The 25,997-nt window shown below is 68.4% G+C and carries 26 protein-coding genes; 18 read left to right on the top strand and 8 right to left on the bottom strand.

The features are described 5' to 3' along the window. Window positions 1-16 precede the first annotated feature (16 nt). Window positions 17-325, bottom strand: a complete 309-nt coding sequence (locus JK358_RS28935; RefSeq protein WP_201953821.1) for a DUF6191 domain-containing protein — start codon at window positions 323-325, stop codon at window positions 17-19. A gap of 72 nt (window positions 326-397) precedes the next feature. Between JK358_RS28935 and JK358_RS28930 the strand changes: the two genes are divergently transcribed. The 4 genes from JK358_RS28930 to JK358_RS28915 all read left to right on the top strand — a co-directional run bounded on the left by JK358_RS28930 (window position 398) and on the right by JK358_RS28915 (window position 4,468). Next, window positions 398-1,666 carry a glutamate-5-semialdehyde dehydrogenase gene (locus tag JK358_RS28930; RefSeq protein WP_201953818.1) on the top strand — a complete coding sequence of 423 codons (1,269 nt, stop codon included), beginning with the start codon at window positions 398-400 and terminating at the stop codon, window positions 1,664-1,666. Between the two features lie 66 nt (window positions 1,667-1,732). Beyond that, window positions 1,733-2,617: an AAA family ATPase gene (locus JK358_RS28925; protein ID WP_201953816.1), complete on the top strand. Its 885-nt coding sequence runs from the start codon at window positions 1,733-1,735 to the stop codon at window positions 2,615-2,617. A 49-nt stretch (window positions 2,618-2,666) separates the two neighbouring features. Next, entirely contained in the window at window positions 2,667-4,115 is a 1,449-nt protein-coding gene (locus JK358_RS28920) for a vWA domain-containing protein (RefSeq protein WP_201954394.1), read from the top strand. An 11-nt stretch (window positions 4,116-4,126) separates the two neighbouring features. Further along, entirely contained in the window at window positions 4,127-4,468 is a 342-nt protein-coding gene (locus JK358_RS28915; RefSeq protein WP_232852092.1) for an MmcQ/YjbR family DNA-binding protein, read from the top strand. Window positions 4,469-4,471: 3 nt separating this feature from the next. Here the strand turns inward: JK358_RS28915 and JK358_RS28910 are convergent, their stop codons facing one another. The 4 genes from JK358_RS28910 to JK358_RS28895 all read right to left on the bottom strand — a co-directional run bounded on the left by JK358_RS28910 (window position 4,472) and on the right by JK358_RS28895 (window position 8,293). After that, entirely contained in the window at window positions 4,472-5,371 is a 900-nt protein-coding gene (locus tag JK358_RS28910; protein WP_201953814.1) for a hypothetical protein, read from the bottom strand. 86 nt (window positions 5,372-5,457) lie between these two features. Next, the gene (locus JK358_RS28905) at window positions 5,458-6,294 is read right to left on the bottom strand and encodes a hypothetical protein (RefSeq protein ID WP_201953812.1); all 837 of its coding nucleotides are present in this window, start codon (window positions 6,292-6,294) and stop codon (window positions 5,458-5,460) included. Continuing rightward, a complete protein-coding gene (locus JK358_RS28900; RefSeq protein WP_201953810.1) occupies window positions 6,291-7,328 on the bottom strand; it encodes a hypothetical protein in 1,038 nt (345 codons plus the stop codon). The genes JK358_RS28905 and JK358_RS28900 overlap by 4 nt, the downstream gene beginning before the upstream one ends. Then, entirely contained in the window at window positions 7,325-8,293 is a 969-nt protein-coding gene (locus JK358_RS28895) for a hypothetical protein (RefSeq protein ID WP_201953808.1), read from the bottom strand. Before JK358_RS28895 ends, JK358_RS28900 begins: the two co-directional genes overlap by 4 nt. A 195-nt stretch (window positions 8,294-8,488) precedes the next feature. Between JK358_RS28895 and JK358_RS28890 the strand changes: the two genes are divergently transcribed. The 9 genes from JK358_RS28890 to holA all read left to right on the top strand — a co-directional run bounded on the left by JK358_RS28890 (window position 8,489) and on the right by holA (window position 17,186). After that, complete coding sequence (locus JK358_RS28890; RefSeq protein WP_201953805.1) at window positions 8,489-9,193, top strand: RsiV family protein; 705 nt, start codon at window positions 8,489-8,491, stop codon at window positions 9,191-9,193. Window positions 9,194-9,245: 52 nt separating this feature from the next. Next, window positions 9,246-9,896: a nicotinate-nucleotide adenylyltransferase gene (gene nadD / locus JK358_RS28885; RefSeq protein ID WP_201953802.1), complete on the top strand. Its 651-nt coding sequence runs from the start codon at window positions 9,246-9,248 to the stop codon at window positions 9,894-9,896. A gap of 4 nt (window positions 9,897-9,900) precedes the next feature. Then, a complete protein-coding gene (rsfS, locus tag JK358_RS28880; protein ID WP_201953799.1) occupies window positions 9,901-10,308 on the top strand; it encodes a ribosome silencing factor in 408 nt (135 codons plus the stop codon). 11 nt (window positions 10,309-10,319) lie between these two features. Beyond that, on the top strand, window positions 10,320-10,970 hold the full coding sequence (locus JK358_RS28875; RefSeq protein ID WP_201954391.1) for a histidine phosphatase family protein: 651 nt from the start codon (window positions 10,320-10,322) through the stop codon (window positions 10,968-10,970). Between the two features lie 370 nt (window positions 10,971-11,340). Continuing rightward, window positions 11,341-12,057 carry a diglucosylglycerate octanoyltransferase gene (octT, locus tag JK358_RS28870; protein ID WP_201954392.1) on the top strand — a complete coding sequence of 239 codons (717 nt, stop codon included), beginning with the start codon at window positions 11,341-11,343 and terminating at the stop codon, window positions 12,055-12,057. Window positions 12,058-12,074: 17 nt separating this feature from the next. Continuing rightward, window positions 12,075-12,917 carry a DegV family protein gene (locus JK358_RS28865; protein WP_201953796.1) on the top strand — a complete coding sequence of 281 codons (843 nt, stop codon included), beginning with the start codon at window positions 12,075-12,077 and terminating at the stop codon, window positions 12,915-12,917. Between the two features lie 117 nt (window positions 12,918-13,034). Continuing rightward, window positions 13,035-13,964 (top strand): ComEA family DNA-binding protein, encoded by a 930-nt coding sequence (locus JK358_RS40145; protein ID WP_201953792.1) that lies wholly within the window; start codon window positions 13,035-13,037, stop codon window positions 13,962-13,964. A gap of 408 nt (window positions 13,965-14,372) precedes the next feature. Then, a complete protein-coding gene (locus tag JK358_RS40470) occupies window positions 14,373-16,091 on the top strand; it encodes a ComEC/Rec2 family competence protein (RefSeq protein ID WP_201953789.1) in 1,719 nt (572 codons plus the stop codon). Between the two features lie 123 nt (window positions 16,092-16,214). After that, on the top strand, window positions 16,215-17,186 hold the full coding sequence (gene holA / locus JK358_RS28850; protein ID WP_201953786.1) for a DNA polymerase III subunit delta: 972 nt from the start codon (window positions 16,215-16,217) through the stop codon (window positions 17,184-17,186). A gap of 84 nt (window positions 17,187-17,270) precedes the next feature. On the opposite strand, the gene JK358_RS28845 is transcribed toward holA, so the two are convergent. Beyond that, entirely contained in the window at window positions 17,271-17,969 is a 699-nt protein-coding gene (locus JK358_RS28845) for an LGFP repeat-containing protein (RefSeq protein WP_201953782.1), read from the bottom strand. Window positions 17,970-18,323: 354 nt separating this feature from the next. Next, window positions 18,324-18,587: a 30S ribosomal protein S20 gene (gene rpsT / locus JK358_RS28840; RefSeq protein WP_201953779.1), complete on the bottom strand. Its 264-nt coding sequence runs from the start codon at window positions 18,585-18,587 to the stop codon at window positions 18,324-18,326. Between the two features lie 215 nt (window positions 18,588-18,802). On the opposite strand from rpsT, the gene JK358_RS28835 reads away from it, so the two are divergent. The 4 genes from JK358_RS28835 to JK358_RS28820 all read left to right on the top strand — a co-directional run bounded on the left by JK358_RS28835 (window position 18,803) and on the right by JK358_RS28820 (window position 23,194). After that, window positions 18,803-20,482 carry a circularly permuted type 2 ATP-grasp protein gene (locus tag JK358_RS28835; protein ID WP_201953776.1) on the top strand — a complete coding sequence of 560 codons (1,680 nt, stop codon included), beginning with the start codon at window positions 18,803-18,805 and terminating at the stop codon, window positions 20,480-20,482. 67 nt (window positions 20,483-20,549) lie between these two features. Further along, window positions 20,550-21,518: an alpha-E domain-containing protein gene (locus tag JK358_RS28830; RefSeq protein ID WP_201953773.1), complete on the top strand. Its 969-nt coding sequence runs from the start codon at window positions 20,550-20,552 to the stop codon at window positions 21,516-21,518. Further along, window positions 21,515-22,357, top strand: a complete 843-nt coding sequence (locus JK358_RS28825; RefSeq protein WP_201953770.1) for a transglutaminase family protein — start codon at window positions 21,515-21,517, stop codon at window positions 22,355-22,357. Before JK358_RS28830 ends, JK358_RS28825 begins: the two co-directional genes overlap by 4 nt. Window positions 22,358-22,414: 57 nt before the next feature. Continuing rightward, window positions 22,415-23,194 (top strand): aquaporin, encoded by a 780-nt coding sequence (locus tag JK358_RS28820; RefSeq protein WP_201953766.1) that lies wholly within the window; start codon window positions 22,415-22,417, stop codon window positions 23,192-23,194. 137 nt (window positions 23,195-23,331) lie between these two features. On the opposite strand, the gene JK358_RS28815 is transcribed toward JK358_RS28820, so the two are convergent. Continuing rightward, window positions 23,332-23,913, bottom strand: coding sequence for a type II toxin-antitoxin system PemK/MazF family toxin (locus tag JK358_RS28815; RefSeq protein WP_201953763.1), 582 nt, complete (start codon window positions 23,911-23,913; stop codon window positions 23,332-23,334). A 157-nt stretch (window positions 23,914-24,070) separates the two neighbouring features. Here JK358_RS28815 and lepA point away from each other — a divergent pair, with 157 nt between their 5' ends. Then, a complete protein-coding gene (lepA, locus tag JK358_RS28810) occupies window positions 24,071-25,921 on the top strand; it encodes a translation elongation factor 4 (RefSeq protein ID WP_307817787.1) in 1,851 nt (616 codons plus the stop codon). The last annotated feature ends 76 nt before the right edge of the window (window positions 25,922-25,997 follow it).

The following is a 25,997-nucleotide window of genomic DNA, read 5'->3' as shown; positions in this document are numbered from 1 at the left end:
AATCAGCGACGCGAATTCACTCGTCGGAGGGCGGAGGTTTGCGCAGATGCACCACACCGGCGTCGATATCCACGCCGAACGGGTCCGCGCCCGTCGAGAGTTGTTCGCCCTGCATGTCTTTGCTGCGTCGCTCCTCGGCGGTGTGCTGCGCGGAAGGGGCGGTGAGGGCCTGCAGATCCAGCAGGAGACCGGCCACGCCACCGCCACCGGTCGGCGGGGTCTCCGGGCGGGCGGGGATCCAGCCTCGGGACTCGGCCCAGGCGATCAGGCGGTTTATGAAGATGGCGACGGCCAGGAGGAGTAGGAGCCAGTAGAGGAAGGACATGGGGTACCTCCGGGAACCAGGGTAGGCCGGATGGGGGGCGGAGGCGGGCGGGGCGGTCAGTAGGCTGTAGCCATGACAGCAGGAACTGCCGCTGACGTGGACAACGTTCGCGAGGTTGTACATGAGGCGGCGCGGCGGGCGCGGGTGGCGTCGCGGGCGCTCGCCCAGTTGACCACCGCGGAGAAGAACGCGGCGCTGCATGCCGCCGCGGATGCGCTGCTCGGGGCCAAGGACGCGATTCTGGCCGCGAACGGCGAGGACATCGAGATCGCCGAGACGGGCGGAACCGCCGAGGCGCAGCTGGATCGGCTGCGGCTGACCGAGGCACGGATCGACGGGATCGCCTCGGGGCTGCGGCAGGTCGCCGGGCTGCCGGATCCGGTGGGCGATGTGGTGCGCGGGTCGACGCTGCCGAACGGGCTGGAGATCCGGCAGGTGCGGGTGCCGCTCGGCGTGCTCGGGATGGTGTACGAGGCGCGGCCGAATGTCACCGTGGACGCCTTCGGGCTGGCGTTGAAGTCGGGGAACGCGGCGCTGCTGCGCGGGTCGTCGTCGGCCGCCCGGTCCAATGCGGCGCTGGTGCGGGTGCTGCGGGAAGCGCTTGACGGGCAAGGGATTCCGGCCGACGCGGTGCAGTTGCTGCCCGCCGAGGATCGGTCCAGCGTCACGCATCTGATTCAGGCGCGCGGGCTCGTCGACGTGGTCATTCCGCGCGGCGGGGCCGGGCTCATCAACGCCGTCGTGCGCGACGCGCTGGTGCCGACCATCGAGACCGGCACCGGCAACTGCCATGTGTTCGTGCACCGGGACGCGGATCTGGCGATGGCGGAGAGCATTCTGATCAATGCCAAGACGCGTCGGCCGAGCGTATGCAATACCGCCGAGACGGTGCTGATCGACAGGGCTATCGCCGAAACGGCTGTGCCGCAACTGATCAAGGCCCTCGAGAGCAATGGCGTCACCATCCACGGCGATCTGCCGGGGCTGGTGCCCGCCACCGACACCGACTGGGCCGACGAATATCTGTCGCTGGACATCGCTCTGAAGGTCGTCGACGACCTCGACGCCGCCGTCGAGCACATCAACCACTGGGGCACCGGCCACACCGAGGCCATCGTCACCGCCGACCTGAAGGCCGCGCGCGAATTCACCAGCCGGGTGGACGCCGCCGCCGTCATGGTCAACGCCTCCACCGCCTTCACCGACGGCGAGCAGTTCGGCTTCGGCGCGGAGATCGGCATCTCCACCCAGAAGCTGCACGCGCGCGGACCCATGGGCCTGCCGGAACTGACCTCCACCAAGTGGATCGTGTGGGGCGACGGCCAGATCCGGCCCGTGTAGCACCGCTGCTGCCCCTACCGGCACAATGCCAACAAGGGCAGTAGCAGTTTCAGGAAGGACAGCCACGTGGCTCCGACAACCGCACCGCAGCAGGAGCCGATCTTCTCGTCGGTCGACGATGTGATCGAGCGCCTCGCCAGGACGGGGTATCTGGCCGACAAGGCCACCGCCACCTCGGTTTTCCTCGCCGACCGGCTGGGCAAGCCGCTGCTCATCGAAGGTCCGGCCGGCGTCGGCAAGACCGAGCTGTCCAAGGCCGTGGCCGAGGTCGCCGGCGCCGAGCTGGTGCGGCTGCAGTGCTACGAGGGCGTGGACGAGGCGCGGGCGCTCTACGAGTGGAATCACGCCAAGCAGATCCTGCGGATTCAGGCCTCCTCCGAAAATGATTGGGCCGAAACCAAATCCGACGTGTTCACCGAGGAGTTCCTGCTGTCGCGGCCGCTGCTGACGGCCATCCGGCGCACCGAGCCGACCGTGCTGCTCATCGACGAGACCGACAAGGCCGACGTCGAGATCGAGGGCCTGCTGCTCGAGGTGCTCAGCGACTTCTCGGTGACCGTGCCGGAACTGGGCACCATCACCGCCACGCGGAAGCCGTTCGTGGTGCTCACCTCCAACGCCACCCGCGAACTGTCCGAGGCGCTCAAGCGACGCTGCCTCTACCTGCACATCGACTTCCCGGACGAGGAGCTCGAGCGGCGCATCCTGGCCAGCCGGGTGCCCGAGCTCAAACCCGCCGTGGCGGCACAGCTGGTGCGGATCGTGCACGTGCTGCGCGGCATGCAGCTCAAGAAACTGCCGTCGGTGGCCGAGACCATCGACTGGGCGCGCACCCTCATCGCGCTCGGCGCGAAGGATGTCGACGACAAGACCGTGCGGGCGACGCTCGGCGTGGTGCTCAAACACCAGGCCGACCATCAGCGCGCGCTCACCGAGCTGAAGCTGGCCTGACGTCATGGCCGGGGTACCGAATACACCCCGCGGGCTGGTGTCGGCCGCCATGCGGGCGGTGTCGGGCGGGACACCGGCGGTCAAACCGCCGGTCCCCGGGCCGACCGCCGAGCACGGGCTGTCCGGACATCTCGTCGGATTCGTGGAAGCGTTGCGCGCCAGGGGAATTCCGGTCGGGCCGTCCGAAACCGTGGACGCCGGACAGGTTCTCACCGTCCTCGACCTGATGGATCGCGAAGCCGTCCGCGAGGGCCTGGCGTGCGCGCTGCTGCGCCGCACCACCCAGCGTGCCACCTTCGACGGCATGTTCGATCTGTGGTTCCCGGCGGCGCTCGGGGAACGCCTCGGTGCGGACGACGTCGAAATCCCGCGTAAGCCCGATGGTTCCGTCGACATCATCGCGCTCCGGCAGATGCTGGCCGAACTGCTCATGCAGGATCCGTCGCCGGAGCAGGCCCAGCAGTTGCAGGCATTGGCCGCGCAGATGGTCGATCAGATGGGGCAGTACCAGGCGGCGGGTGGGCCGTCCTTCTCCGCGTATCAGACGCTCAAGGATGTGCAGCCCGACATACTGGTGAGCAAGATCCTCGCCGGACTCGCCCAGGGCATGGACAACTCCGACTTCGACACCGAGGTCGCCCGCCGGGCCGCCCGCGACCGCATCCGGGAGTTCCGCGGCACCGTCGACGCCGAAACCCGCCGCCGCGTCGCCGAACGCATCGGCCGCGAACGCGTCGCCACCTACGGGGTGGCCCGGCAGGCCGAGGACGCCGACTTCCTGCGCATCTCACAGACCGAGCTCGACGAGCTGCGCCGCAGCAGCCAGCGCCTGGCGCGAGTTCTGGCCTCCCGCTTGGCCGCTCGCCGCCGGCGCGGGCGGCGCGGTGAGATCGACCTGCGCAAGACACTGCGCAAATCCATGTCCACCGGTGGCGTGCCCATCCATCTGGAGACCCGCAAGCCGCGCCCCGGCCGCCCGGATCTCGTTCTGGTGTGCGATATCTCGGGCTCGGTGGCCGGATTCTCCAGCTTCACCATGGTGCTGGTGAACGCGCTGCGCGAACAGTTCTCCCGGGTGCGGATTTTCGCGTTCGTCGACCGCGTGGACGAGGTCACCCACCTGTTCGACGCGACCACCCCGCTCGATCAGGTCACCAAGCGGATCTTCACCGAGACCAAGGTCGTGGGCATCGAGGGGCACTCCGACTACGGTTCGGCCATCGAAGGATTCGCCGAGAACTTCCCCGACGCCGTGACCTCGCGGACCTCCCTGCTCATCCTCGGCGACGGCCGCACCAACTATCGCGACCCCGCCCTGGACACGCTGCGGGAACTCGTCGGCGTGTCCAAGCACGCCTACTGGCTCAACCCCGAAGCCGAGAAGATGTGGGGCACGGGCGATTCCGCTGCCAAGCGGTACGCCGAGATCATCGAGATGCACGAATGCCGGTCCGCCCGCCAGCTGACCGCCGTGGTCGGCCGCCTGCTGCCCATCTGAGGAGGAACGTCATGGACATGGACGAGGTGCTGGCCTACTGCCTCGCCAAACCCGGTGCGTGGCAGGACGAGCCGTGGGAGGGCGATACCGTCGCCAAGGTCGGCGACAAGATCTTCGCCTTCCTCGGCGGCGGGGACGCCATCGGCCTCAAATGCGGGCGCAACCGCGAGGAAGCCGACGAACTCGTCCGCGTCTACCCCGACGACGTCGCGCAATCGCACTACATCGGTCGCTACGGCTGGAACTCGGTGAGGATCGACGGCAAGGTGCCCGCCGACGAACTCCGGGAACTCATCGACATCTCCTACGACGCGATCGTCGCCAAACTCCCGAAATCCAAACGGCCCGCCTGAGATTCACCCCTCCGGGCCGAGTTCCACCACGGTGCCCGGATGCGCCAGCGACGCCACTGTGATCCGGCCGCCCTTGGCCTGATCGATGATCTGACCCTGCCACGCTACGAAGCAGGACGCGGCCTCGCTGTTGTAGACAGTGGTCAGAATCGGCGTCAGCTGCTTGGCGAACTCGCCCTCGGCCGCGATCAGCTGATCCCGATACGGGCCGTAGTACGGCAGAATCGCCTCCAGCACAACGGCTTCCACCGCCTGCACCCGGGTGATGAGCGGATCGATCCACGGCTGATTCGCGGTGATCACCGGCGCGATCTCCGCCAGCACCGGCCCCACGAGCTGCAGAATCGGCTGATACACCGACCCCAGCGCGAACGCCTCCGACGAGAACGGACCCGCCAGCGGCGCAAGCCCGATCAGCGACGCCAACCCGCCCTGCTGCTTCGGCGCGGGCCACCCCAGCGGGCACGCAGGCTGCGTATTCACGGTGACAGCCGCGAACGGGCTCGCCGCACCCAACTGCACCGAATCTCCGGGCACCGCACCGCCGCCCGAGGGCACAGACGCGCGCGGTCCGGCCGCTCCTCCCAGCGGCACAGCGCCATTCGGTGCCGCCGCTCCCTGTCCGCCCCCGGCAGGCACCCCGGCGGCGGGGGCTCCAGCGAGCGGCGCACCGGCCTCGCCGCCCGCTCCGCCCGGCACCGGACCCGGTGCGACCGTGATCCCACCCGCACTGGACGGCGCTGCGGCAGAGACGGATTGCGCCGTCGTCACCGCCTCCACCTGATCGTCGGCGCGCACCGAAAGAATGGTGACAGCGGCCGCGCTGCCGATCACGGTAAGGGCGGCTATCGCGCGAAGGGCGAAGACCATGGCCGGTCGCCTGGTCTTGTCGGCGGTGGTCATACGAGCTCCTGCGGAAGTGTCGCAGACCGCGATCGGACTGCGGGACGGGTGTTTTCAACGGTGGCGGTGCGCGATTCGATGCCGAGTCATCGTCCGGCCGCCGGTGCGGAGGTAGCAGGCTGCGGGGCTGCCGGTGTGGTGGTGTCGGGTTCGAGGACGCCCTCGAGGTGCCAGACGCCGGTGAAACCGTTGAACGGGCCGCCGACGATCGAGCTCGTCCATTGGAGGATGAAGGCTCGGGTTTTCGGGTTGTAGATGCCGGTGGCGGAGGGGCCTTGGGCGGCACCGGATTTCGGCTGGTCGAACCATTTGTTGGCGACCCAGTCGTAGACGCGCTGGATTTGTTCCGCTCCGGCTACCTGCGCGCCCGCCTTCTCCGGGGGTTTGGGCGCGCCCTGGTTGAACTCCTGGTCGTTCCAGGAGGCGGCCCAGGCCGACAGGTCGGCTGTCAGGTTGCCGTTGTCGTTCACCACCGTAGGTGGCGGTACGGCCCGCTGGGTCTGCGGATCGGTCGGGTTGGTGGAGATGCCGAATTCGACGGCGAAGAACCTGGTCGGCTTGGTGATCGAGGCGGACAGGGAATTGCCCTGCGCGAAGCCGGGATTCGGTTCGCTCTGATATCCGCCGATCCGCAGCCCGCCCGCCGTGCCCGGCTCCAGCAGGGTGGTGGAGCCGCCCTGCGCGTCGGAATCGCCATTGGGCATGTACGGGCCGTTCTCCGGTGTCCCGCCGGGCTGTACCATGCGGAACCAGGTGCCGGTCACCGCATTTCCGCTGACCGCGCCCGGGGTGAGCCGCAGCAGACCGGTCAACTGTTCCGGCGCGCTCGACGCCGGTTCGGAAGCGCCGCCGCACCCGGCCGTCAGCAGCACCGCGGCGGCCACGACCGCCAGCGTGGCACGGGTATGTCGAAGGATGTTCACGCCGGACCTCCTGCGGTGGAATGGTCAGGTGCGGGCCGCCCGCGGCTCGACCGCAGGCCGAGACCGGACAGTGCGAGCGCGGCCGCCCCCGGAATCACGAAGGCCCAGCCGAGGCCCCGGAAACCCGTGAATCCCAGCGGGGCGGTCGAATTGTTGAGTGCCACAACGGCATCGAAATTGCGGATATTGTCGTTGAGCACACCCACCAGGGCGGCGAAGCGGGCGGTCATGGGCTGCCAGCGGGCTTCCAGTTCGGTGATGCCGGTGAGGTCGGCCCCGGGATGCGCCGCGCGCACCGCGCCCACGTACCGGCTGTTCAACTCGCCGTCGGCGGCCACCAGGGTGACGAAATAGCCCTGGATCTCACGGACCTCCTCGCCGGTGAGGATCGGCCGGAAACTGTCGATCACCGGTTGCGCGGCGGGCGCGGCCTGGAACAGGCCGCCGGTGACCGGCACCGCCAGCAGACCCAGCGCCGTGAGCGCGGCCGCCGCGTACCAGCCCGCGCCGCGCCCGCCGTTCGAGACGGAGCGGAATCCGAGGATCCCGGCGGCGATCAGGACCAGGCCCGCCAGCGCCAGCAGCCAGGGCAGTGTGCCGAAAGGAGTTGTGCCCGAAAGCTTCCGGAAGTTCTCCCGGTTACCGTCGATCGAGTCCAGCATCCCGGACAGATCCGCCCGGATCCCCGGATAGTCCCGTACGAACGTCTCGACCCGTTCGAAGCTGCCCGGCTGTTGCGAATTCGCCTGTAAGGCCAGCACATTCGCCCGCGCCCCGTCGAGCACCCGCAGATCATCGCGATATCCGGCGATACTCTGCTCGGTCACGTACGGCTCGAAAGCGCCGATCATGGCCTCGCCCTTGACCGCTCGCGGGAACATCCCGGTCACCACCGGCGCGAGCAGCAGCAGCACCCCGATCACCGTCAGCACCGCGAACGGCCACCGCGCGGCGATCCGCACCGGCGCGCGTTCGATATGCGAGACGAAATCGCCGTACGCGGGCAGTTCGGCGGACACCGGCACGGTGGTCATCTCCGGAACCGAACGAGCCGATCGGCGTTGGTGAACACACCTGCCGCCACCACCGCCACGACGAACAGCGCCGGAATCAGCCACCTGTTCCGCTGCTCGGCCGGGGCGCTCGCCGAGACGGCCGTCGAGGATGGATCACCCTGCGCGGCAACCGCTTGCACACCGGTGGCGGTGTTGATCGGCTGCGCGGTCCCCGGCTGCGGGCCTCCGGCCGTCGACGCACCGGGCTGGCCCGTGGCTGCCGCCGGAGCCCCGGGAGCGATCGGCGCGGCGGCGGGGGCGGCAGGCTGCGCACCCCGGTACTGCCCCGCGAGGTGCCACAGTCCGGTGAAGTTGTTGAACGGTCCGCCCACGATCTGGCTCGTCCATTCGAGGACGAAATTGCCCGCGGCGTCGATACTTCCGCGCACCGGACTGGTTTTGCCCGGCAGACCGCCGCCCGGCTTCGGGGAACCCTGATTGAAGACCTGATTGTTCCAGGTGACCCCGAGCGCACTCAGGTCACCCGACAGCACACCGCCGTCGCTGAACACTTGCGGCTGCCCGGTTCCGGCCCCTGTTTGCGGGTCGGTGGCATTGGTGGCCGTCGCGAAATCCACGCCGTAGAACCGCACGGGCGTGGTCACCCGGCCCGACAGCGCATTGCCCGCACCGTCGAAGGCCGCCGCCGGCTGCGGTTGATACCCGCCGCTCACCAATCCGCCGTCGCTGCCGGCCGACAGCGGCGTCACCGTCTGGTCACTGCACTGCGAATCGCTGTTCTGCAGGTAGGGGCCGTTCGCGTCGCCGGTGGGCAGGATCATCCGGAAGAAGCTCCCGGTGACCGCGCCATCGGCACATACACCGGGCGCGAGCGCGAACAGCCCGTTGAGCGGCGCTGGTTCGGCCTGTGCGGCAGGCGTGACGAGCGCGGTGACGGCCAGGGCGGCGGTGGCCGCGGCGAAACGATGCGAATGACGTCCCATGACGGGTTCCCTTGGATTGATTTTCGAGGCTGAGTGACTCCATGCGGTCGGGCAGCACACACATGGCAACTCGAGTCCGCGGGAAAGTCGCGGGTTGTCCTCACGCTGAATGCAATGCTCGAAAATGCGGTTCTCGAGGAAGCGCCGTTAGCGGGCCATTAGTGAAGTATTGGCCGGTCCGCGCACCGTGGTGGCATGACGCGAAAAGCCGCCCACTATCTGATTGCCGCCCTGCTGGCCGTGCTCGCCGTGAGCGCCGGGCGGGTCGTCGCCAACGCCACCCCGCCCGTCGAGCCCGGCAAGTTCTACGACACCTCGTACACGACCGAGGGTTTCAACTACAAGATCGTGGTGCCCAATGTCGGCATCGACGGTGTCGACGGCCCGCTCTACAACGCCCGCCAGGACTTCAACAACAATATGGACGGGTTCGCCGCGCAGTTCATCCGCAACTATGTGGACGAGCACACCTCGGTCATGCCCGCCACCAACTACCTCTACCTCGGCAAGAACGTGCTGAGCGGCAAGATCGGCGTGGAGGTGTTCGCCGAGGGCGCGGCGCACGGTTTCGACGACTACGCCACCCACAACACCAATACCCTGACCGGTGAACCGATTTCGCTGACCGACCTGTTCACCGACCTGGAGAGCGGGCTGGAGTCGCTGTCCTACTACTCCAAGAGCTTCCTGACCACGAAGTACGGGGCCGACGGCTATGACGCGACCGCTGTCGAGCCGGTCTACCGCAACTTCCACAACTGGGCAGTCGCCGAGGACGGCATGCGCATCTACTTCGGTGAGATCGCCTCGCACGCCGCGGGCAATGTCATGATCACGCTGCCCTGGGGTGTCTTCCACGGCGTGTTCAACCCCGCGATGAAGGACGTGGTCGGCGCCTGATCGCCCCGCCGCTCCACAGTGCCGCCCATCGCCCCCGGTAAGCTCGCGATTCGTGCATACGAACGGTCGCCGCAAGCTGGGGGTGATGGGCGGCACTTTCGATCCCATCCACCACGGTCACCTGGTCGCCGCCTCCGAGGTGGCCAATCGGTTCGATCTGGATGAAGTGGTGTTCGTGCCCACGGGCCAGCCCTGGCAGAAGGCCGACCGGATGGTTTCCCCGGCGGAGGACCGCTATCTCATGACGGTCATCGCCACCGCCTCCAACCCGCGCTTCTCGGTCAGCCGCACCGACGTCGACCGGGGCAAGGAGACCTACACCGTCGACACCCTGCGTGACCTGGCCGAACAGCATCCCGACGCGGATCTCTACTTCATCACCGGAGCGGACGCACTGGCCAGCATCCTCACATGGCAGGATTGGTCCGAACTGTTCGAGCTGGCGAAATTCGTCGGAGTGAGCCGTCCGGGGTACGAATTGAATATCGACCACCTGGCCGACCACCTGAAGGATTACCCCGCCGACACCGTCACGATGATCGAGATTCCGGCCCTGGCCATCTCCTCGAGTGACTGTCGGCGGCGTGCGGGGGAGGGACGGCCGGTGTGGTACCTCGTACCGGACGGGGTCGTGCAATACATATCGAAGCGGCAGCTCTACGCGCCGCAAGACGGTGCTCTGGGAAGAGCAGAGGGAAGGTAGCAGGGTGAGCGCATCGGTCGAAGCGGTCAAGATGGCCACGGTGGCGGCACTGGCGGCGGACGAGAAACTCGCCTCCGACGTGGTCGTGCTCGACGTGTCCGAGCAGCTGGTGATCACCGACTGCTTCGTGATCGCGTCCGCGCCCAACGAGCGTCAGGTCAACGCCATCGTCGACAATGTCGAGGAGAAGCTGCGCGAGGCCGGGTACAAGCCGGTGCGCCGCGAAGGCACGCGTGAGGGACGCTGGGCGCTGCTCGACTACATCGAGATCGTCATCCACATCCAGCACAACGACGAGCGCGACTTCTACGGCCTGGAGCGGCTGTGGAAGGACTGCCCGCAGGTGCCGGTCGAAGGACTCGGCGCGCCCAAGGCCGCCACGACGGACGACGAGGCCGGGGACGACGAGTGAGCAGAGACAAGATGGCCGGTGTGCGCCGGCTGATCCTGTTGCGGCACGGGCAGACCGAATGGAACGCCAGCGACCGCATGCAGGGCCAGATCGACACCGAACTCAGCGAGCTCGGCCGCCGTCAGGCCAAGGACTGCGCACCCGATATGGCGTGCCGGGAACTGATCCACATCGTGTCCTCGGACCTCAAGCGCGCGCACGACACCGCGCTGGCCGTGGCCGACTACGCCGGACTGCCGGTCGTCACCGACCCGCGCCTGCGTGAAACCCACCTGGGCGAATGGGAGGGGCTCGACCACATCGAGGTCGACACCCAGCATCCGGGCGCGCGCAAAGAGTGGCGCATGGACCCCACCTTCACCCCGCCCGGCGGCGAATCCAAACTCGAGGTCGGCGCGCGCGCCCTGCCCGTCGTGCACGAACTGTTCAACGAGCGGGAGGACTGGCCCGGTCGTACGATCCTTCTGGTTGCGCACGGCGGGCTGATCGCGGCGCTGACCGCGGCAGTGCTCGAACTCCCGCCCGCGAACTGGCCGGCCCTCGGTGGCCTCGCCAACACCAGCTGGGTGCAACTGAGCAGCCACGGTCCGAGCATCGAACGGCCCGGCTGGCGCCTCGATGTGTGGAACGCGGCGGCGAAGGTAGCACCAGATGTCCTCTGATGAGAGCTCCGGCGAACGGCAGGTCTCCGACGAACTGCTCCGGCGGGCCAGCGAGGTGAAGAAGGTCCGGGCACTCCCGGACGCACTCTTCGGCGGCACCGCGCCGCAGGACTCGCCGGAAACGGTTGCGGCCGAAGGCGATAGCGCGGACGACTCGGCCGCGGAACCCGCCGGTACCGGCGCATCCACCGCGGCGCATGTCGATCGCGCCGCAGCGGGCTCGGATGCGGCCGCGTCCTCCGGCGGTGCCGGTGCGGACCAGGTCGTGTCGGCAGCCGGGCACGCCGCATCCGATGGGGCGCAGGCAGGTTCGGCATCGGCCGCCGGGGAGGTTTCGGCCGCGGGCGACGGGGAGGCCGCCGAGCGCAAAGTGCTGGTGGTCATCGCGGATTCGCTGGCGTACTTCGGACCCAAAGGCGGCCTGGCTGCCGATCATCCGCGAATCTGGCCGAATCTGGTTGCGGCCGAGCTCGACTGGGATGTCGAGTTGGTGGCTCGGATCGGGTGGACGTGCCGGGATGCCTACTGGGCGTTGATCGGGGATCCCCGGGTGTGGGCTGCCGTGCCGCGCGCCGGTGCGGTCGTATTCGCCACTGGTGGAATGGATTCGCTGCCCTCACCGCTGCCGACCGCGCTGCGGGAGCTGATCCGGTATGTGCGACCGGCCGGATTGCGGCGGCGGGTGCGGGATGCCTACAACTGGTTGCAGCCCAAGCTTTCTCCGCTGGGGTGGCCGGTGGCGCTGCCGCCGTCGGTGAGCGTCGACTACCTGGAGCAGTCGCGAAACTCGCTGGCGCAGTTGCGGCCCGAACTGCCGGTCGTGGGAGTGCTTCCGTCCGTGCACAAGTGCGAGGCGTACGCCTGCGTGCACACCGGGCGCGAGCCCATGGTCGCCGCGGTCGAGAAGTGGGCCGCCGAGCACTCGGTGCCGCTGGTCGACCTCGGAGAAGCCGTGCGCGACAACGTCTTCCACGGGGAAGCCAATCCGGACGGCATCCACTGGGGCTGGGAGGGGCACAGCGCCGTCGCCCGCGCCATGGTCAAGGTGCTGTCGGAGGCGTCCGCCCGCGAGGGCCGGACTGCATGAGGGAGGACCGCTAGCCGATGGCCGTGGTCGTTGTCACCGACTCGTCGGCCAGCCTGCCCGCCGACCTGACCGCCGAACTCGGCATCCTCACCGTCCCCCTGCACGTCCTCGTCGACGATCGCGAAATCCGTGAGGGCGTCGACGAATGCGAGATCGACTACGGCTCCGCCACGGTCACCACCTCGGCCGCCTCGCCGGGTGACCTGCGCGCCGTCTACGAACGCGCCCTGGAGCTCAGCGACGGCGACGGCGTTGTGGCCGTCCATCTTTCGCGTCAGCTCTCGGGCACCTGGGAGGCGGGCCGCCAGGCCGTCCGCGATATGGACGCCGCCGATCGCGTCCGCCTGGTGGATTCGCTGAGCGCCGGTATCGGCACCGGCCTCTGTGTGCTGGCCGCCGCCCGCCGCGCCCGCACCGGTGCGCCGCTGGACGTCATCTACGACACGGCGGTGGCGGCCTCCGTGCGCAGCCGCGCCTTCATCGTGGTCAACCGCACCGAACAACTGCGCCGCTCCGGCCGATTGAGCAGCGCCGCCGCCTTCTTCGGCACCGAACTGGTCACCAAACCCATCCTGCAGATGGTGGACGGGCGTCTGGAACTGCGGGAGAAGGCCCGCACCCGGTCGAAGGCGTTCACGAAACTCATCGCGGCAGCGGTGGACGCGGCCGGGGACGACGGCGCGACCGTGGCCGTCCAGCACCTCGGCGCGGAGGAGGCGGCCAACACCATCGCCGCCCAGTTGCGCGAGCTGATCCCCGGCATCCGGGAGCTGATCATCGCCGAGTTCGGACCGACCCTGGGAATCCATCTCGGTGTCGGTGCCGTCGGTGCTCTGGTTGTCCCCGGCGGCTGCGGCTGACCTGCGCTTTCGGGTCCGGAATCGGGCTGTTCACAACACTTTTCGTCATCCACAGGCCCGGCGGAAACCCCAGGTCGCCGTCGTGGGCCGGTGCTGCCGCAGCCCTACCGTGGCCCCATGCCACGAACCGACTTCACTCCGACTCGCGCCCACTCCGCCCGCTGGCACGAGGAATCCGTCGACGACGAACCCGATGCCCGCTCCCATCGCGACTGCCACGCCGACGACTGGACCGACAGCCCCGGCCGCCCTCGGCGAGCCGAATCCCCTTCCCCCACATGGCAGTCCGATCCACCCGATTTCACCGAACGCTGGCATGAACGCCTGGTTCCGGCCCGCTTCCACGGCACCCGCTGGGATCCCGGGCCACGCGGCGTCCTCATCCTCGCCGCCCTCGGCGTCATCGCGGTCCTGCTCGCCGCAACGGCGTCCTTCCAGCAGAAACCGGTAACCCGCCCGGTCCCGCCGATCACGCCCGCCGCCGCAACCGACACCAACCGCGAGCACCGGCTTCCCCCGGACGGGCCCACCCCACCCTCGACCACGACCTCCGGCAAACCGTCCCCGGCCGCCGAAGTGGTGGTGAGCGTCGTCGGCCTGGTCGAGCACGGCGGCCTGCGCCGCTTCCCGCCCGGGGCCCGCATCGCCGACGCCGTCAAAGCCGCATCGCCCCATCCGGAAGCCGACCTCTCCGGCCTCAACCTCGCCCAACCCCTCCGCGACGGCGACCAGATAGTCATCGGCCGCACCGACCCCACCCCCGGCACTCCCCAACTCGGCAGCACCCTCACCAACGCCGCCCAAGCCACGGGCATCGCCGCCACCGGCGAATCCCCCCGCCCCACAGGCACTCCCGCCAAAGTCGACCTCAACACCGCCACCGAAGCCGAACTCGACGCCCTCCCCGGGGTAGGCCCCGTCACCGCCCGCGCCATCCTCGCCTGGCGCACCCAGCACGGCCGCTTCACCTCGGTCGACCAGCTCGCCGAGGTAGACGGCATCGGCCCCTCCCGCCTCGCCCGCCTCCGCAACGCGGTGACGGTATGACCACCGCACCGCACGAGTTCCCCGAGCAGCCGGTAACCGGAACCTGCTCGGCCGCTCTGAGCGGGGTGCAGTTTCGCGCGGAGCGCGGCGACCGATGCGCGCACCGCTGTAGCGAGCCGGCGCGACCGGATCGGCGGCCACATCGGCCTTCGGACACGCGCGGCCCTTCGGACACGCGAGGCCCCTCGGACACGCGTGGCCCCTCGGACACGCGCGGCCCCTCGGACACGCGTGGCCCCTCGGACACGCGCGGCCCTTCGGGTACGCGAGGCGGATCGGATCCTGGTGCGATGGGGAGGCGAGGGAAGCATCGACCTGCTCGTGCGTGGAGTCTGGATGCGTAACAACGGAAACCGCGGAGTTTCAGCATCGGGTAGCGCGTTCCGGCAGACGTCACGGCCCGGTGCCGTGGCAGGTGGTCAGGGGGAGAACGAGGTCGATGCGGCGCTGGATGTGCGCCTGGTTCCGGCGGCGCTGTGTTGCTGGGGTACGACGATTACCGCGATCGTGGCGGGGTGGCGAGTTGGCGCGATGGTGGCAATCGGGTGCGGGGTCGCCGGGGTTGTGCTGTGGGGGTTGATGTTTCGGGCATCCGGGACGGTCGGCGTTCGTATGCGGCGGGAGCCACGCGGCCGGGTGGGGCTGCTGGTGATCGGGGTATCGCTGGGTGGGGTGGTCGCCGCGACCATTGGGGGGCCGCGCGTCGGGTTGGCGGTCGCGATGGTGGGTGGAGTGTCGGCCGTTGCGTGGCGTGTGTGGCGGGTCCGGGCGAACGGGTGCCGGGCGGGGGTTGGTTCGGTGCTGGTCGGGGCGTTGTTGGTGGGGGCGGGGTTCGCGGCGGCCGCGGCGTGGCGTGAGTATCGGGTGGAGACGCATCCGCTGCGGGCGGTGGTCCGGGGTGGGGACGTGTGGGCGACAGTGGTGGCCTCGGATGATCCGAAGGCGCTGCCTGCCAAGCGGTTCGGAAAGCGGCAGTGGATGATGCCGGCCGAGCTCGTCGAGTTCCGGGATGGGGTGATGTCGACCCGGGTGGGCGGGCGGGTGATCGTGATCTCCGGGGAAGGCGGGTGGCGGGGGCTGCTGCCGGGGCAGCGGGTGGTGTTTCGCGCTCGCGTGGATCGGGCGTGGCGGGCTGATCTCACGGTGGGCGTGCTGCGGGCGCAGGATGCGCCCGCGGTGGTGGGGGAGGCGGCGTGGTGGCAGCGGGCAGCGGGGGTGGTGCGGGCGAAATTCGCTGCGGCGGCGCAGGAGTCGCTGTCGGAGGAGGCGGCGGGGCTGCTGCCGGGGTTGGTCATCGGGGATACGTCGCGGCTGCCGGAGGAGGTGCGGGAGGACTTCAAGAAAGTTGATCTCGCTCACCTGACCGCTGTCAGCGGTGCCAATGTGACGATTTTGCTGGGGGCCGTGCTGCTTTCGTTGCGGGCGCTCACCGTGGACCTACGGGTGGCCGTAGTCGTCGCCGGGGTGGCGCTGGTGATGTTCGTGATTCTGGCGCGGCCCTCGCCCAGCGTGCTGCGGGCGGCGGTGATGGGAGGCGTTGGGCTGCTGGGCTTGTGCACGGGGTATCGGAAGCAGGCGCTACCGGCGCTGTGTGCCGCTGTACTCGGGTTGCTCGCCTGGTCGCCGGGATTGGCGGTGGATGCCGGGTTCGCGTTGTCCGTGCTGGCTACCGCCGGGTTGGTGGTACTCGCGCCGGGGTGGGCGGATCGGCTTGTGGCGCATGGGTGTTGGCGGCCGCTCGCCGCAGCCGTCGCGGTGGCCGCCGCTGCCTTCGTCGTCACCACTCCGGTCATCGTCGCGCTGACCGGGCATCTCAGCCTTGTCGGCATCGCGGTGAACGTACTGGTGGGGCCGGTGATCGCGCCGATCACGGTGCTGGGTGCGGCGGGCGCGCTCCTGGCCTGTGCCTGGTCGCCGCCGGCGGAGCTGGTGTTGTACGCGGCCGGGCCGCCACTGTGGTGGCTGTTGACCGTGTCCGACCGTGCCGCCGCGCTGGGGGCTTCGGTCATGCTGCCGAGCGGGGTGCGGTCGGGACTGGTGGCGGCCGTGGTCTGTGCGGCTGTGATCCTGGTGCCGCGCGCGCGGCGTTCCGGTGCGGTGGTTCGCGGCCTTCCCGCAGGCGGATAGCCGGGGCAAGGACAGAGCGGCGCGTGCGCTGCGGTCGGCGTGATTGCCGGTGATGGCAGGTCTTTGCGGGGCAGGCGGGTGACGGGTGGTGGGGTTGTCGGGGCGGGCTCGTAGGATCGGGGCGTGAGCCAACGACCCGCGCCCCTGCATCTCGTGCTCGGTGACGAGGAACTGTTGATCGATCGGGCTGTGGCGGGGATTACCGCACAGGCTCGGGCTGCCAGTGCGAGTCCGGAGGCGTTGCCGGTGGATCGGCTGCGGGCGGGGGATGCGAGTACCGCGGAGCTGGCCGAGCTGTTGAGTCCTTCGCTGTTCGCCGAGGATCGGGTGATCGTGCTCGAGTCGGCGGCCGAGGCGGGCAAGGACGCGGTCGCCGTCATCCAGGATGCGGCACAAGCTCCGCCCGAGGGCGTGGTGCTGGTGGTGCTGCACTCCGGGGGCGGGCGGGCCAAGGCGCTGGCTCCCGCGCTGCAGAAGCTGGGGGCCCAGGTGCACAACTGCGCGAAGCTGACCAAGGCGGGGGAGCGGGTGGAGTTCGTGCGCAACGAGTTCCGGGCCGCGAATGTGCGGGTGTCGGCGGATGTGGTGCAGGCGCTGATCGAGGCGGTCGGATCGGATCTGCGGGAATTGGCCGCGGCCAGTTCACAGTTGGCGGCCGACACCGGCGGCAAGATCGATGTGGCGGCGGTGCGGCAGTACTACTCGGGCAAGGCCGAGGTGTCGGGGTTCGATGTGGCCGACCTCGCCGTGTCGGGAGATCGGGCGGCCGCCATGGAGGCGCTGCGCTGGGCCATGGATCGCGGTGTCCCGGCCGTCCTGCTGGCGGACGCGCTCGCGGACTCCGTGCACACCATCGCCCGCGTCGGCTCGGCCGGGCGCGGCGACCCGTTCAAACTCGCCGGTGATCTCGGCATGCCGCCGTGGAAGGTCAAGAAGGCGCAGGGGCAGGCGCGCGGCTGGAACGGCGCGTCCATCGGCGCGGCACTCCAGGTCGTCGCCGGATTGAACGGCGACGTCAAAGGCGGTGCGGCGGATGCGAACTACGCGCTCGAGCACGCCCTCGCCCGCATCCTCGACCTGCGCGAAAACGCCTGACCCACGCGGAAACACGACGACCTGCACCGAGCACGGTGCGGGTCGAGTCATAGTCGGGCACCACCTGCCGACTGCGGGCACCACCTACGACGAAGGCTGCCAGACGATGCGCCCGCCCTGGAAGTCCTGCGCCTTGCCGCCCTCGTAGTCGTACTCGTCGCCCTTGGGCAGGCCGTAGCGGCCGTTCTCGGCGCCGTTGCGAACCCAGTCGTCGCGGATCGCGCCCCACACGATATGGGTGCCCGTGCCCTGCGTGGAGTACATGGCCCCACCCTCGAAGAGCTGCCCGCGCCCCTTGCCCGCGGCGGTCTCGTCGGTGAGCGGGAATCCGAGCGGGCTGTTCTCCCACCCGACGGTGCCGTACTTCGCCAGCATGTTCCCGGTCACCGAATGGGTGGCCGTGCCGATCGACCAGTAGATGATGCCGCCCTGGAACGGCTGGTAGCGCCCGGGTTTTCCGGTAGCCCCCTCATCCGCGGTCGGGTACTTCAGGATTCCGTTCACCGAGGCCAGATTGTTCCACTTGTCGCGGATCGCCCCGCCGACGTAATGCGCGTCGGTCGCCGGAGTCCAGTAGATGGACACATTGTTGGCGAAGTCCTGCTTCTTGCCGCCACCCGCGGCATCCGTCTCGGGCCCGAGCGGCTCGCCGAAGAACGCCTCACCACCCGCGCGGTCGTATTCCGCCTCGATGGCCCCGCCCACCTCGAACGGCCCGATCGGCCGCGCTTCGGCGACGCCGATCGCGGCGGCGAGGGCGACAGCGGCCGAACCGGCCGCCACCACTGCTCGAAGCCAGGCGGGACGGACATTACGACTATGCGGCGACAAGAGAACTCCCAACGCAGATGGCTATCTGAAGACCCCCGAGGCCCGTTGCCATCTTGCTGCGAACACAGCGGCTGAGCAAGTACCCGCTATGGCCTACGCGACAACTGATTTCGTGAGGTCCGGGTAACTCGCCGGGTACGACCGACATGGATTCGGCGTCCGACCGCCAGCACGCGAATGGAACGGTTGACGGCACCCGAGCCGGGCGCTGAAGACGCGGAGGGGCGGGCAAGCCAAAAACCGCCGTGGTCGTCGTGGCCACGGCGGCTGTGAAAAGCATTGTGCCGGTAGAGCTACCGGAGAAAATCAGCCGAGCTTGTTGAAAGCCAGCGACAGCGCCGACTTCTTGTTGGCGGCCTGGTTGGAGTGGATGACACCCTTCGAGGCGGCCTTGTCCAGGCTCTTGCTCGCGGTCTGCAGCAGCTCGAGCGCCTTGTCCTTCTCGCCCGCCGCAGCGGCCTCGCGGAACTTGCGGATCGAGGTGCGCAGCGCGGACTTCACCGACTGGTTACGCTGACGCGCAAGCTCGTTGGTGCGGATCCGCTTCATCTGGGACTTGATGTTGGCCACGCCTGTTTCCTCGTGTTCCTTCGTGTGGTGGGTATGCGGTGTGCAAAGTCATCGGGCCGCGCACTACAGGTAGAGGGCTATAGGGCAGCGCCAGCAATCGAGGCTACCAGGCAACACGCCGGGGTATGAAATCGGCCCGTCCCGCGACATCCCCGAAACCAGAAATTTATCGCCGTCCCCCTGCGTGTTGCCCCTGCGTGACGGACTATTTTTTCATGACTCCCGCCGCCAGCGCGCCGGGTCCTGCAAGGGCACTCAGAAACGCCGCGACCGTTCCCGCCGCACTCGGCCGCGCCCCGACGACCCGAGATGTGGAATTCGCCATCGAGGGTGCGTCCGGCGGAGTGTTCGAGGGCTACGCTCCCGGTAAATACGCACAGGCTTTCGATGAGATGTTCGACCCCTCCGGCCGGGTGCGTGTCGCCTATCGGGGCATCTTCGCCGCCCTCGCCGCGATCGACGCCGACGATCTGGCGGCCAGGGCCGAGGCGCTGGCCCGCGCCTTCGTGGATCAGGGCATCACCTTCTCACTGTCCGGCCAGGAGCGGCCCTTCCCGCTCGACCTGGTGCCGAGGGTGATAACCGCCACCGAATGGTCCAAACTCGAGCGCGGCATCAAACAGCGGGTGCGCGCCCTCGAGGCCTTCCTCGCCGACGTGTACGGCGAGCAGACCATCCTGCGCGACCAGATCATCCCGAAACGGCTCGTCACCTCCTGTCAGCATTTCCATCGCGAGGCCGCGGGACTGGTGCCGCCCAACGGAGTGCGCATCCATGTGGCGGGCATCGACCTGATCCGCGACGAGCACGGCGACTTCCGGGTGCTCGAGGACAATCTGCGCTCGCCCTCGGGCGTCTCCTATGTGATGGAGAACCGCCGCACCATGGCCCGCGTCTTCCCGGATCTGTTCGCCTCGCATCGGGTGCGCGCCGTCGGCGACTATCCGAGCTACCTGCTGCGCGCCCTGCGCTCGGCCGCCGCCCCCAACGAGGCCGATCCGACCGTGGTGGTGCTCACGCCCGGCGTCTACAACTCCGCCTACTTCGAGCATTCGCTGCTGGCCCGGCAGATGGGCGTGGAACTGGTCGAGGGCCGCGACCTGTTCTGCCGCGACAATGTTGTCTACATGCGCACCACGGCGGGGGAGCGGCAGGTGGACGTCATCTACCGCCGCATCGACGACACCTTCCTCGACCCCATGCAGTTCCGCCCGGACTCCATGCTCGGCATCGCCGGCATCCTCAATGCCGCGCGCGCCGGAACCGTGGTGCTGGCCAACGCGGTCGGCAACGGCGTCGGCGACGACAAACTCATCTACACCTATGTGCCCGCGTTCATCGAGTACTACCTGGGTGAGAAGCCGATCCTGCCGAATGTGGACTCCTACCGCTGCTGGGAACCCGGCGAATGCGAGGAGGTTCTCGACCGCGTCGCCGAACTGGTGGTGAAACCCGTGGAGGGCTCCGGCGGATACGGCATCGTCATCGGTCCCGACGCGAGTCCCAAAGAGCTGGAAGCGGTTCGGCGCAAGGTGCGCGCCCATCCGCGCGGCTGGATCGCGCAGCCGGTGGTGCAGTTGTCCACGGTTCCCGCGAAGATCGGCGGCGGCCTGCGGCCCCGGCATGTGGACCTGCGCCCCTTCGCGGTCAACGACGGCGACGACATCTTCGTTCTCCCAGGCGGTTTGACCCGGGTGGCGCTGCCGGACGGCTCGCTGGTGGTGAACTCCAGTCAGGGCGGCGGCAGCAAGGACACCTGGGTGCTCGCCCCCCGCACCTCCGTCGCGCAGCGCGAACTCGCGGGATCGCAGCTGGTGAGCGAACTCCACCTCACCCGCGACCGGGATCAATCCCGGGAACCCTCGCCCACCCGGGCGAATCAGCAACAGCAATAACACACATACGGCAGTAGCAACGGCGCGAATGCTCGGCAGGTGAATACAGCGTTAGGTGGGTCCAATCATGTTGGCGCGCAATGCCGAATCCCTATTCTGGATCGGCCGCTATGTCGAACGCGCCGAGTACACGGCGCGCATCCTCGATGTGGCGGTCCATCAACTGCTCGAGGACGCGACGGTGGATCCCGACCGCACCTCCCGAGTCCTGTTGCGGGTCCTCGGAATCGAGCCGCCCGAGCACGAACTCGACGTGTGGTCGGTGACCGAACTGGTGGCCTTCGGGCACGACAGCGGCGGGTCCATAGTCGACTCCATCGAACGGGCTCGTGAGAATGCCCGGGGCGCACGGGAAGTCACCTCCACCGAGATGTGGGAGTGCCTCAATGCCACCTACAACGGGCTCGCCAACGCCGAACGGGCCGCTCGCGCGCTCGGCCCGCATCAGTTCTGCCACTACATCACCGACCGCGCCGCCATGTTCGCCGGACTCTCCGATTCCACCCTGAGCCGGGACGACGGCTACCGCTTCCTGCTGCTGGGCCGCTCCATCGAACGCGTGGACATGACTGTGCGCCTGCTGCATTCGCGAGCGGGTGATCGCACGTCCTCCCCGGCGTGGGTGACGGTGCTGCGATCCGCCGGAGCCCACGACCCGTACCTGCGCACCCATCGCGGTGTGCTGGACGCCCATCAGATCGCCGAATTCATCCTGCTGGACCGGCTTTTCCCGCGCTCGGTGTTCCATTCGCTGCGGGTCGCCGAGACCTGCCTGCAGGAACTGGATCAACGCCCCAACAGCAGATTCGCCGCCCGCCACGAGGCGCACCGGCTGCTCGGACGAGCCCGCAGCGAACTCGAGTTCCTGCCGTCCAAGGGTCTGCTGGAGGATCTGCCCAGCCGCCTGCTGTGGCTCCAGGAAACCTGTCGTGAAGTGGGAGAAGCGGTGGCGCTGCAGTATTTCCACGCCGAATCCTGGGTGGCCTGGACCGGCCTGCACGGGCGCAACGGCACGCAGCTGGAGGAGGCGGTATGAGCTGGCGCATGCGCGTGGTGCACACCACCGGATATGTGTACGACGGTCCGGTCACCCGGTCCTTCAACGAGGCGCGGCTCACCCCGCGCGCCGACAGCAGGCAGAACGTCATCCTCAACCGCGTGGAGACCGTGCCTTCCACCCGGTCCTATCGCTACCTCGACTACTGGGGCACCACCGTGACGGCCTTCGATCTGCACGCCCCGCACACGGAATTGGAGGTCACCAGCGCGTCGGTGGTGGAAACCGAACCCTTCGCTGGGCCCGCCGAGGAACTGTCCTGGGAGCAACTGCGTCACGAGGCCATCGCCGACCGTTTCGACGAACTGCTCAACCCCACCGACTATGTGCCCCGCGAACGCCGCCTCGCCCCGGTGGCCCGGCAACTGGCCCGCGGCGTGCCACCCGCGAAAGCCGTTGTGCGCGGGGCGGAATGGGTGCACCGGGAGATGAACTACCTCGCCGGCACCACCTCGGTGCACACCTCCGCCGTGCAGGCCTTCGCCGAAAGACGCGGCGTCTGCCAGGACTACGCGCACCTGACCCTGCTGCTGTTGCGCGGTATGGGAATTCCCAGCCGCTACGTTTCCGGCTATCTGCACCCCGATCCCGCCGCCGAGGTCGGGCACACGGTCGCCGGGCAGATGCACGCCTGGATCGAAGCCTGGACCGGCCAGTGGTGGGGCTACGACCCGACCAACAACATCCCCGTCACCGAGCAACACGTATCCGTCGGCGTCGGACGTGATTACGCCGATGTGCCCCCTTTGAAAGGTATCTTCAGCGGAAGCGGCTCGACCGATCTCGAAGTAGTGGTGGAGATCACTCGGCTCGCGTGACGCGTGATTCAGCAGTACAGGTAGCGCCGCTCCGGCGGGCTTATCGGAAGGTGGCTGATGTCTCCCACAGCGCAGGAAGTCGTCGAAGAACTATCGGAACTCGAGCCGATTCCCTTGGGCAGGAAACTGTTCGCGGAAGCCCTCGGCACCTTCCTGCTGGTGCTCGGCGGTGTCGGCACCGCGGTGCTGGCGGGTGATCGGGTCGGCGCGCTCGGCGTGGCGCTGGCCTTCGGGTTCACCCTGTTGTTCCTGGTGTACGCGATCGGGCCGATCTCGGGATGCCATGTGAATCCGGCCGTCACGGTCGGGCAGTTCCTGCTGGGCCGCGTATCGGCCATGACGGCGGGGCTGTACTGGGTGGCCCAGATCATCGGCGGTCTGCTGGCCGGCACGGTGATCTACGCCGTCGCCAAGAATCTGCCTTCCTACAACCGCGCCCAGGACGGGCTCGGCGCGAACGGCTGGGGTGCGCACAGCCCCTCCAAGACCGAGATCGCCGGAATCACCCTCAACGGGTACGGGCTGGCCGCGACCATCACGGTCGAGATCATCCTGACGGCGGTGCTGGTGTTCGTGGTGCTGGCCTCGACCGATCAGCTCTCGGACGTCCCGCTGGCGGGGCTGTCCATCGGCATCACCCTGGCGGTGATCCACCTGATCTCGATCCCGGTCGACAACACCTCGGTGAATCCGGCGCGCAGCATCGCGGTGGCCTTCTATCAGAACGGCGCACCCGCACAGCTGTGGGTGTTCATCGTGTTCCCGCTGATCGGCGGTGTGCTCGGATCCCTGGTGTACGGCGTCCTCTTCGGCCGCTCCCGAAACCTCGCGAGTTGACCAAGGTGACAACTGATTTCGTACGGTCCGGGTAACTCGCCGGGTACGTCCAGAATCGGATCGTCTCTCGACCGCAGGCACGCGTTGCCTGCGGTCGACGGCTCTCAGCCTGGGCGCTGAAGTCGCGGGGAGGCGGATCAGTGCCAGTGGTATTCGGCGCAGAGCCGGTGTGCCACCAGGTCGAAGGTCTTGCGGGCCAGGATCGCGCCCTCGCGGCGGATGCCCGCCTCGGGGACGTCCAGGACGCGGTCCAGTCGTACCCAGCTCGACCGGCCCGCGTGATCCCACGGTCCCGGGCCGATGCCGACCCAGTTGGAATGGTGCGCGTGCTCCTCGTTGGAGGACAGCATCAGCCCGAGCAGCGTCTTGCCGTCGCGCCCGACCACGAGCACGGGGCGGTCCTTGCCGTTGCTGGGGTCCTCCTCGTAGGGCACCCAGGTCCACACCACCTCACCCGGATCGGCGCGGCCGTCCAGCTGCGGGCTGTACACGATCTGACGTGCCCGTTCCCGGCTCGGCACGCCCGCCGAGGAGGTCGGCCGCACCGTCGGTCCCGGCTTCTTGCGCGGCGTCCCCACCGCCTTCATCGCGCGATCCCACATCGAGGACTGCTGTACTTTCCCGATCAGTTTGGGCGCCTGCTGCCGGACGAGCTGCTGGCCCTGTTCCTTAGCGACAATCCCCAACTGCTTCCCCAGAGCGTTCCACCTGCCGGCCATGTTCGGCAGCCTAGCGACCAATTCCTGGGTTCTCATCCGGGCCGGATCACCCTGTGGCAAAGCCCAGTTCAGCCGTGAGGTGCTCCGGGCGGCAGGTGCCCGCGCCGCGCCCCGTAGACTTGCCGGTTGACATGCCGCTGTTTCGCCATGCCGAGGAGTGACTCCGATTAGCAGCTTCGCCGATACGACGTTCACCGATCCGTCGAGGATCAGGAACTTCTGCATCATCGCGCACATCGACCACGGGAAATCGACCCTGGCCGACCGCATGCTGCAACTCACCGGAGTGGTGGAGGAGCGCCAGATGCGCGCGCAGTACCTCGACCGCATGGATATCGAACGTGAGCGCGGCATCACCATCAAGGCGCAGAACGTGCGCCTGCCGTGGCAGATCGACGGTGAGGACTATGTCCTGCACATGATCGACACGCCCGGTCACGTGGACTTCACCTACGAGGTGTCGCGTGCGCTGGAGGCCTGTGAGGGCGCGATCCTGCTGGTCGACGCCGCACAGGGCATCGAGGCGCAGACGCTCGCCAACCTCTACCTGGCCCTGGACAAGGACCTGACCATCATCCCGGTCCTGAACAAGATCGACCTCCCGGCCGCGGACCCGGACCGCTACGCCGCCGAGATCGCCCACATCATCGGCTGCGAGCCCGACGAGGTGCTGCGGGTGTCCGGCAAGACCGGCGTCGGTGTCGCCGAACTGCTGAACAAGGTCGTCGCCGAGGTGCCGGCACCGGTCGGCGAGTCGGACGCCCCGGCCCGCGCCATGATCTTCGACTCGGTGTACGACACCTACCGCGGCGTCGTCACCTACGTGCGTGTGGTGGACGGCAAGCTCACCCCGCGCACCCGGATCAAGATGATGTCCACCGGCGCGCAGCACGAACTGCTCGAGATCGGCATCGTCTCGCCCGAGCCCAAGCCCACCCGGGGCCTCGGCGTCGGCGAGGTGGGCTACCTCATCACCGGTGTGAAGGACGTGCGCCAGTCCAAGGTCGGTGACACCGTCACCACCGCGCGTGAGGGCGCCACCGAAGCGCTTGCGGGATACCAGGATCCGCGGCCCATGGTCTACTCCGGCCTGTACCCGGTCGACGGCTCCGACTACCCGGACCTGCGCGACGCCCTGGACAAGCTGCAGCTCAACGACGCCGCGCTGACCTACGTGCCGGAAACCTCCGTGGCTCTGGGCTTCGGTTTCCGCTGCGGCTTCCTGGGTCTGCTGCACATGGAGATCACCCGCGAGCGGTTGCAGCGCGAATTCGACCTGGACCTCATCTCGACCGCGCCCAACGTGGTGTACCGGGTGATCCAGGAGGACAACACCGAGAAGATCGTCACCAACCCGTCGGACTGGCCGGCGGGCAAGCTGAAGCAGATCTTCGAGCCGATCACCAAGTGCACCATCATCGCGCCCAGTGAGTTCATCGGCACCATCATGGAGCTGTGCCAGTCCAAGCGCGGTGAACTGCTCGGCATGGACTATCTGTCCGAGACCCGCGTCGAGATGCGGTACACGCTGCCCATGGCGGAGATCATCTTCGACTTCTTCGACTCGCTGAAGTCGCGCACCCGCGGCTACGCCTCACTCGATTACGAGGAGGCGGGCGAGCAGGAAGCCCAGCTGGTGAAGGTCGACATCCTGCTGCAGGGCGAGGCTGTCGACGCGTTCTCGGCCATCGTGCACAAGGACGCCGCGCAGGCGTACGGGCACAAGATGACCACCAAGCTGCGCGAGCTCATCCCCCGGCAGCAGTTCGAGGTGCCGATCCAGGCTGCCATCGGGTCCAAAGTGATTGCGCGCGAGAACATTCGTGCCATTCGCAAGGACGTGCTCGCCAAGTGCTACGGCGGTGACATCAGCCGTAAGCGCAAGCTGCTCGAGAAGCAGAAGGAGGGCAAGAAGCGCATGAAGACCATCGGACGGGTCGACGTGCCGCAGGAAGCCTTCGTGGCCGCGCTGTCCACGGATTCGAGCACGGACAAGCCCAAGAAGTAGCGCCGGTCGATCTCGATGTCCCGCTGTGCACGGCAGCGGGGCATCGTGGCGCAAAGAAACCGTGGTTCCCGTATGC

This window comes from Nocardia acididurans, assembly GCF_016741815.1.
Taxonomy (GTDB): domain Bacteria; phylum Actinomycetota; class Actinomycetes; order Mycobacteriales; family Mycobacteriaceae; genus Nocardia; species Nocardia acididurans.
This window is presented reverse-complemented; position numbering and strand designations above follow the sequence as displayed.

Bases quoted from the DNA above. Each gene is read 5' to 3' on its own strand.
- JK358_RS28935 (WP_201953821.1), bottom strand. From the start codon at position 325: ATGTCCTTCCTCTACTGGCTCCTACTCCTCCTGGCCGTCGCCATCTTC.
- JK358_RS28930 (WP_201953818.1), top strand. From the start codon at position 398: ATGACAGCAGGAACTGCCGCTGACGTGGACAACGTTCGCGAGGTTGTA.
- JK358_RS28920 (WP_201954394.1), top strand. From the start codon at position 2,667: ATGCGGGCGGTGTCGGGCGGGACACCGGCGGTCAAACCGCCGGTCCCC.
- JK358_RS28915 (WP_232852092.1), top strand. From the start codon at position 4,127: ATGGACATGGACGAGGTGCTGGCCTACTGCCTCGCCAAACCCGGTGCG.
- JK358_RS28910 (WP_201953814.1), bottom strand. From the start codon at position 5,371: ATGACCACCGCCGACAAGACCAGGCGACCGGCCATGGTCTTCGCCCTT.
- JK358_RS28900 (WP_201953810.1), bottom strand. From the start codon at position 7,328: ATGACCACCGTGCCGGTGTCCGCCGAACTGCCCGCGTACGGCGATTTC.
- JK358_RS28895 (WP_201953808.1), bottom strand. From the start codon at position 8,293: ATGGGACGTCATTCGCATCGTTTCGCCGCGGCCACCGCCGCCCTGGCC.
- JK358_RS28890 (WP_201953805.1), top strand. From the start codon at position 8,489: ATGACGCGAAAAGCCGCCCACTATCTGATTGCCGCCCTGCTGGCCGTG.
- JK358_RS28875 (WP_201954391.1), top strand. From the start codon at position 10,320: ATGGCCGGTGTGCGCCGGCTGATCCTGTTGCGGCACGGGCAGACCGAA.
- JK358_RS28865 (WP_201953796.1), top strand. From the start codon at position 12,075: ATGGCCGTGGTCGTTGTCACCGACTCGTCGGCCAGCCTGCCCGCCGAC.
- JK358_RS40145 (WP_201953792.1), top strand. From the start codon at position 13,035: ATGCCACGAACCGACTTCACTCCGACTCGCGCCCACTCCGCCCGCTGG.
- JK358_RS28835 (WP_201953776.1), top strand. From the start codon at position 18,803: ATGACTCCCGCCGCCAGCGCGCCGGGTCCTGCAAGGGCACTCAGAAAC.
- JK358_RS28830 (WP_201953773.1), top strand. From the start codon at position 20,550: ATGTTGGCGCGCAATGCCGAATCCCTATTCTGGATCGGCCGCTATGTC.
- JK358_RS28825 (WP_201953770.1), top strand. From the start codon at position 21,515: ATGAGCTGGCGCATGCGCGTGGTGCACACCACCGGATATGTGTACGAC.
- JK358_RS28820 (WP_201953766.1), top strand. From the start codon at position 22,415: ATGTCTCCCACAGCGCAGGAAGTCGTCGAAGAACTATCGGAACTCGAG.
- JK358_RS28815 (WP_201953763.1), bottom strand. From the start codon at position 23,913: ATGGCCGGCAGGTGGAACGCTCTGGGGAAGCAGTTGGGGATTGTCGCT.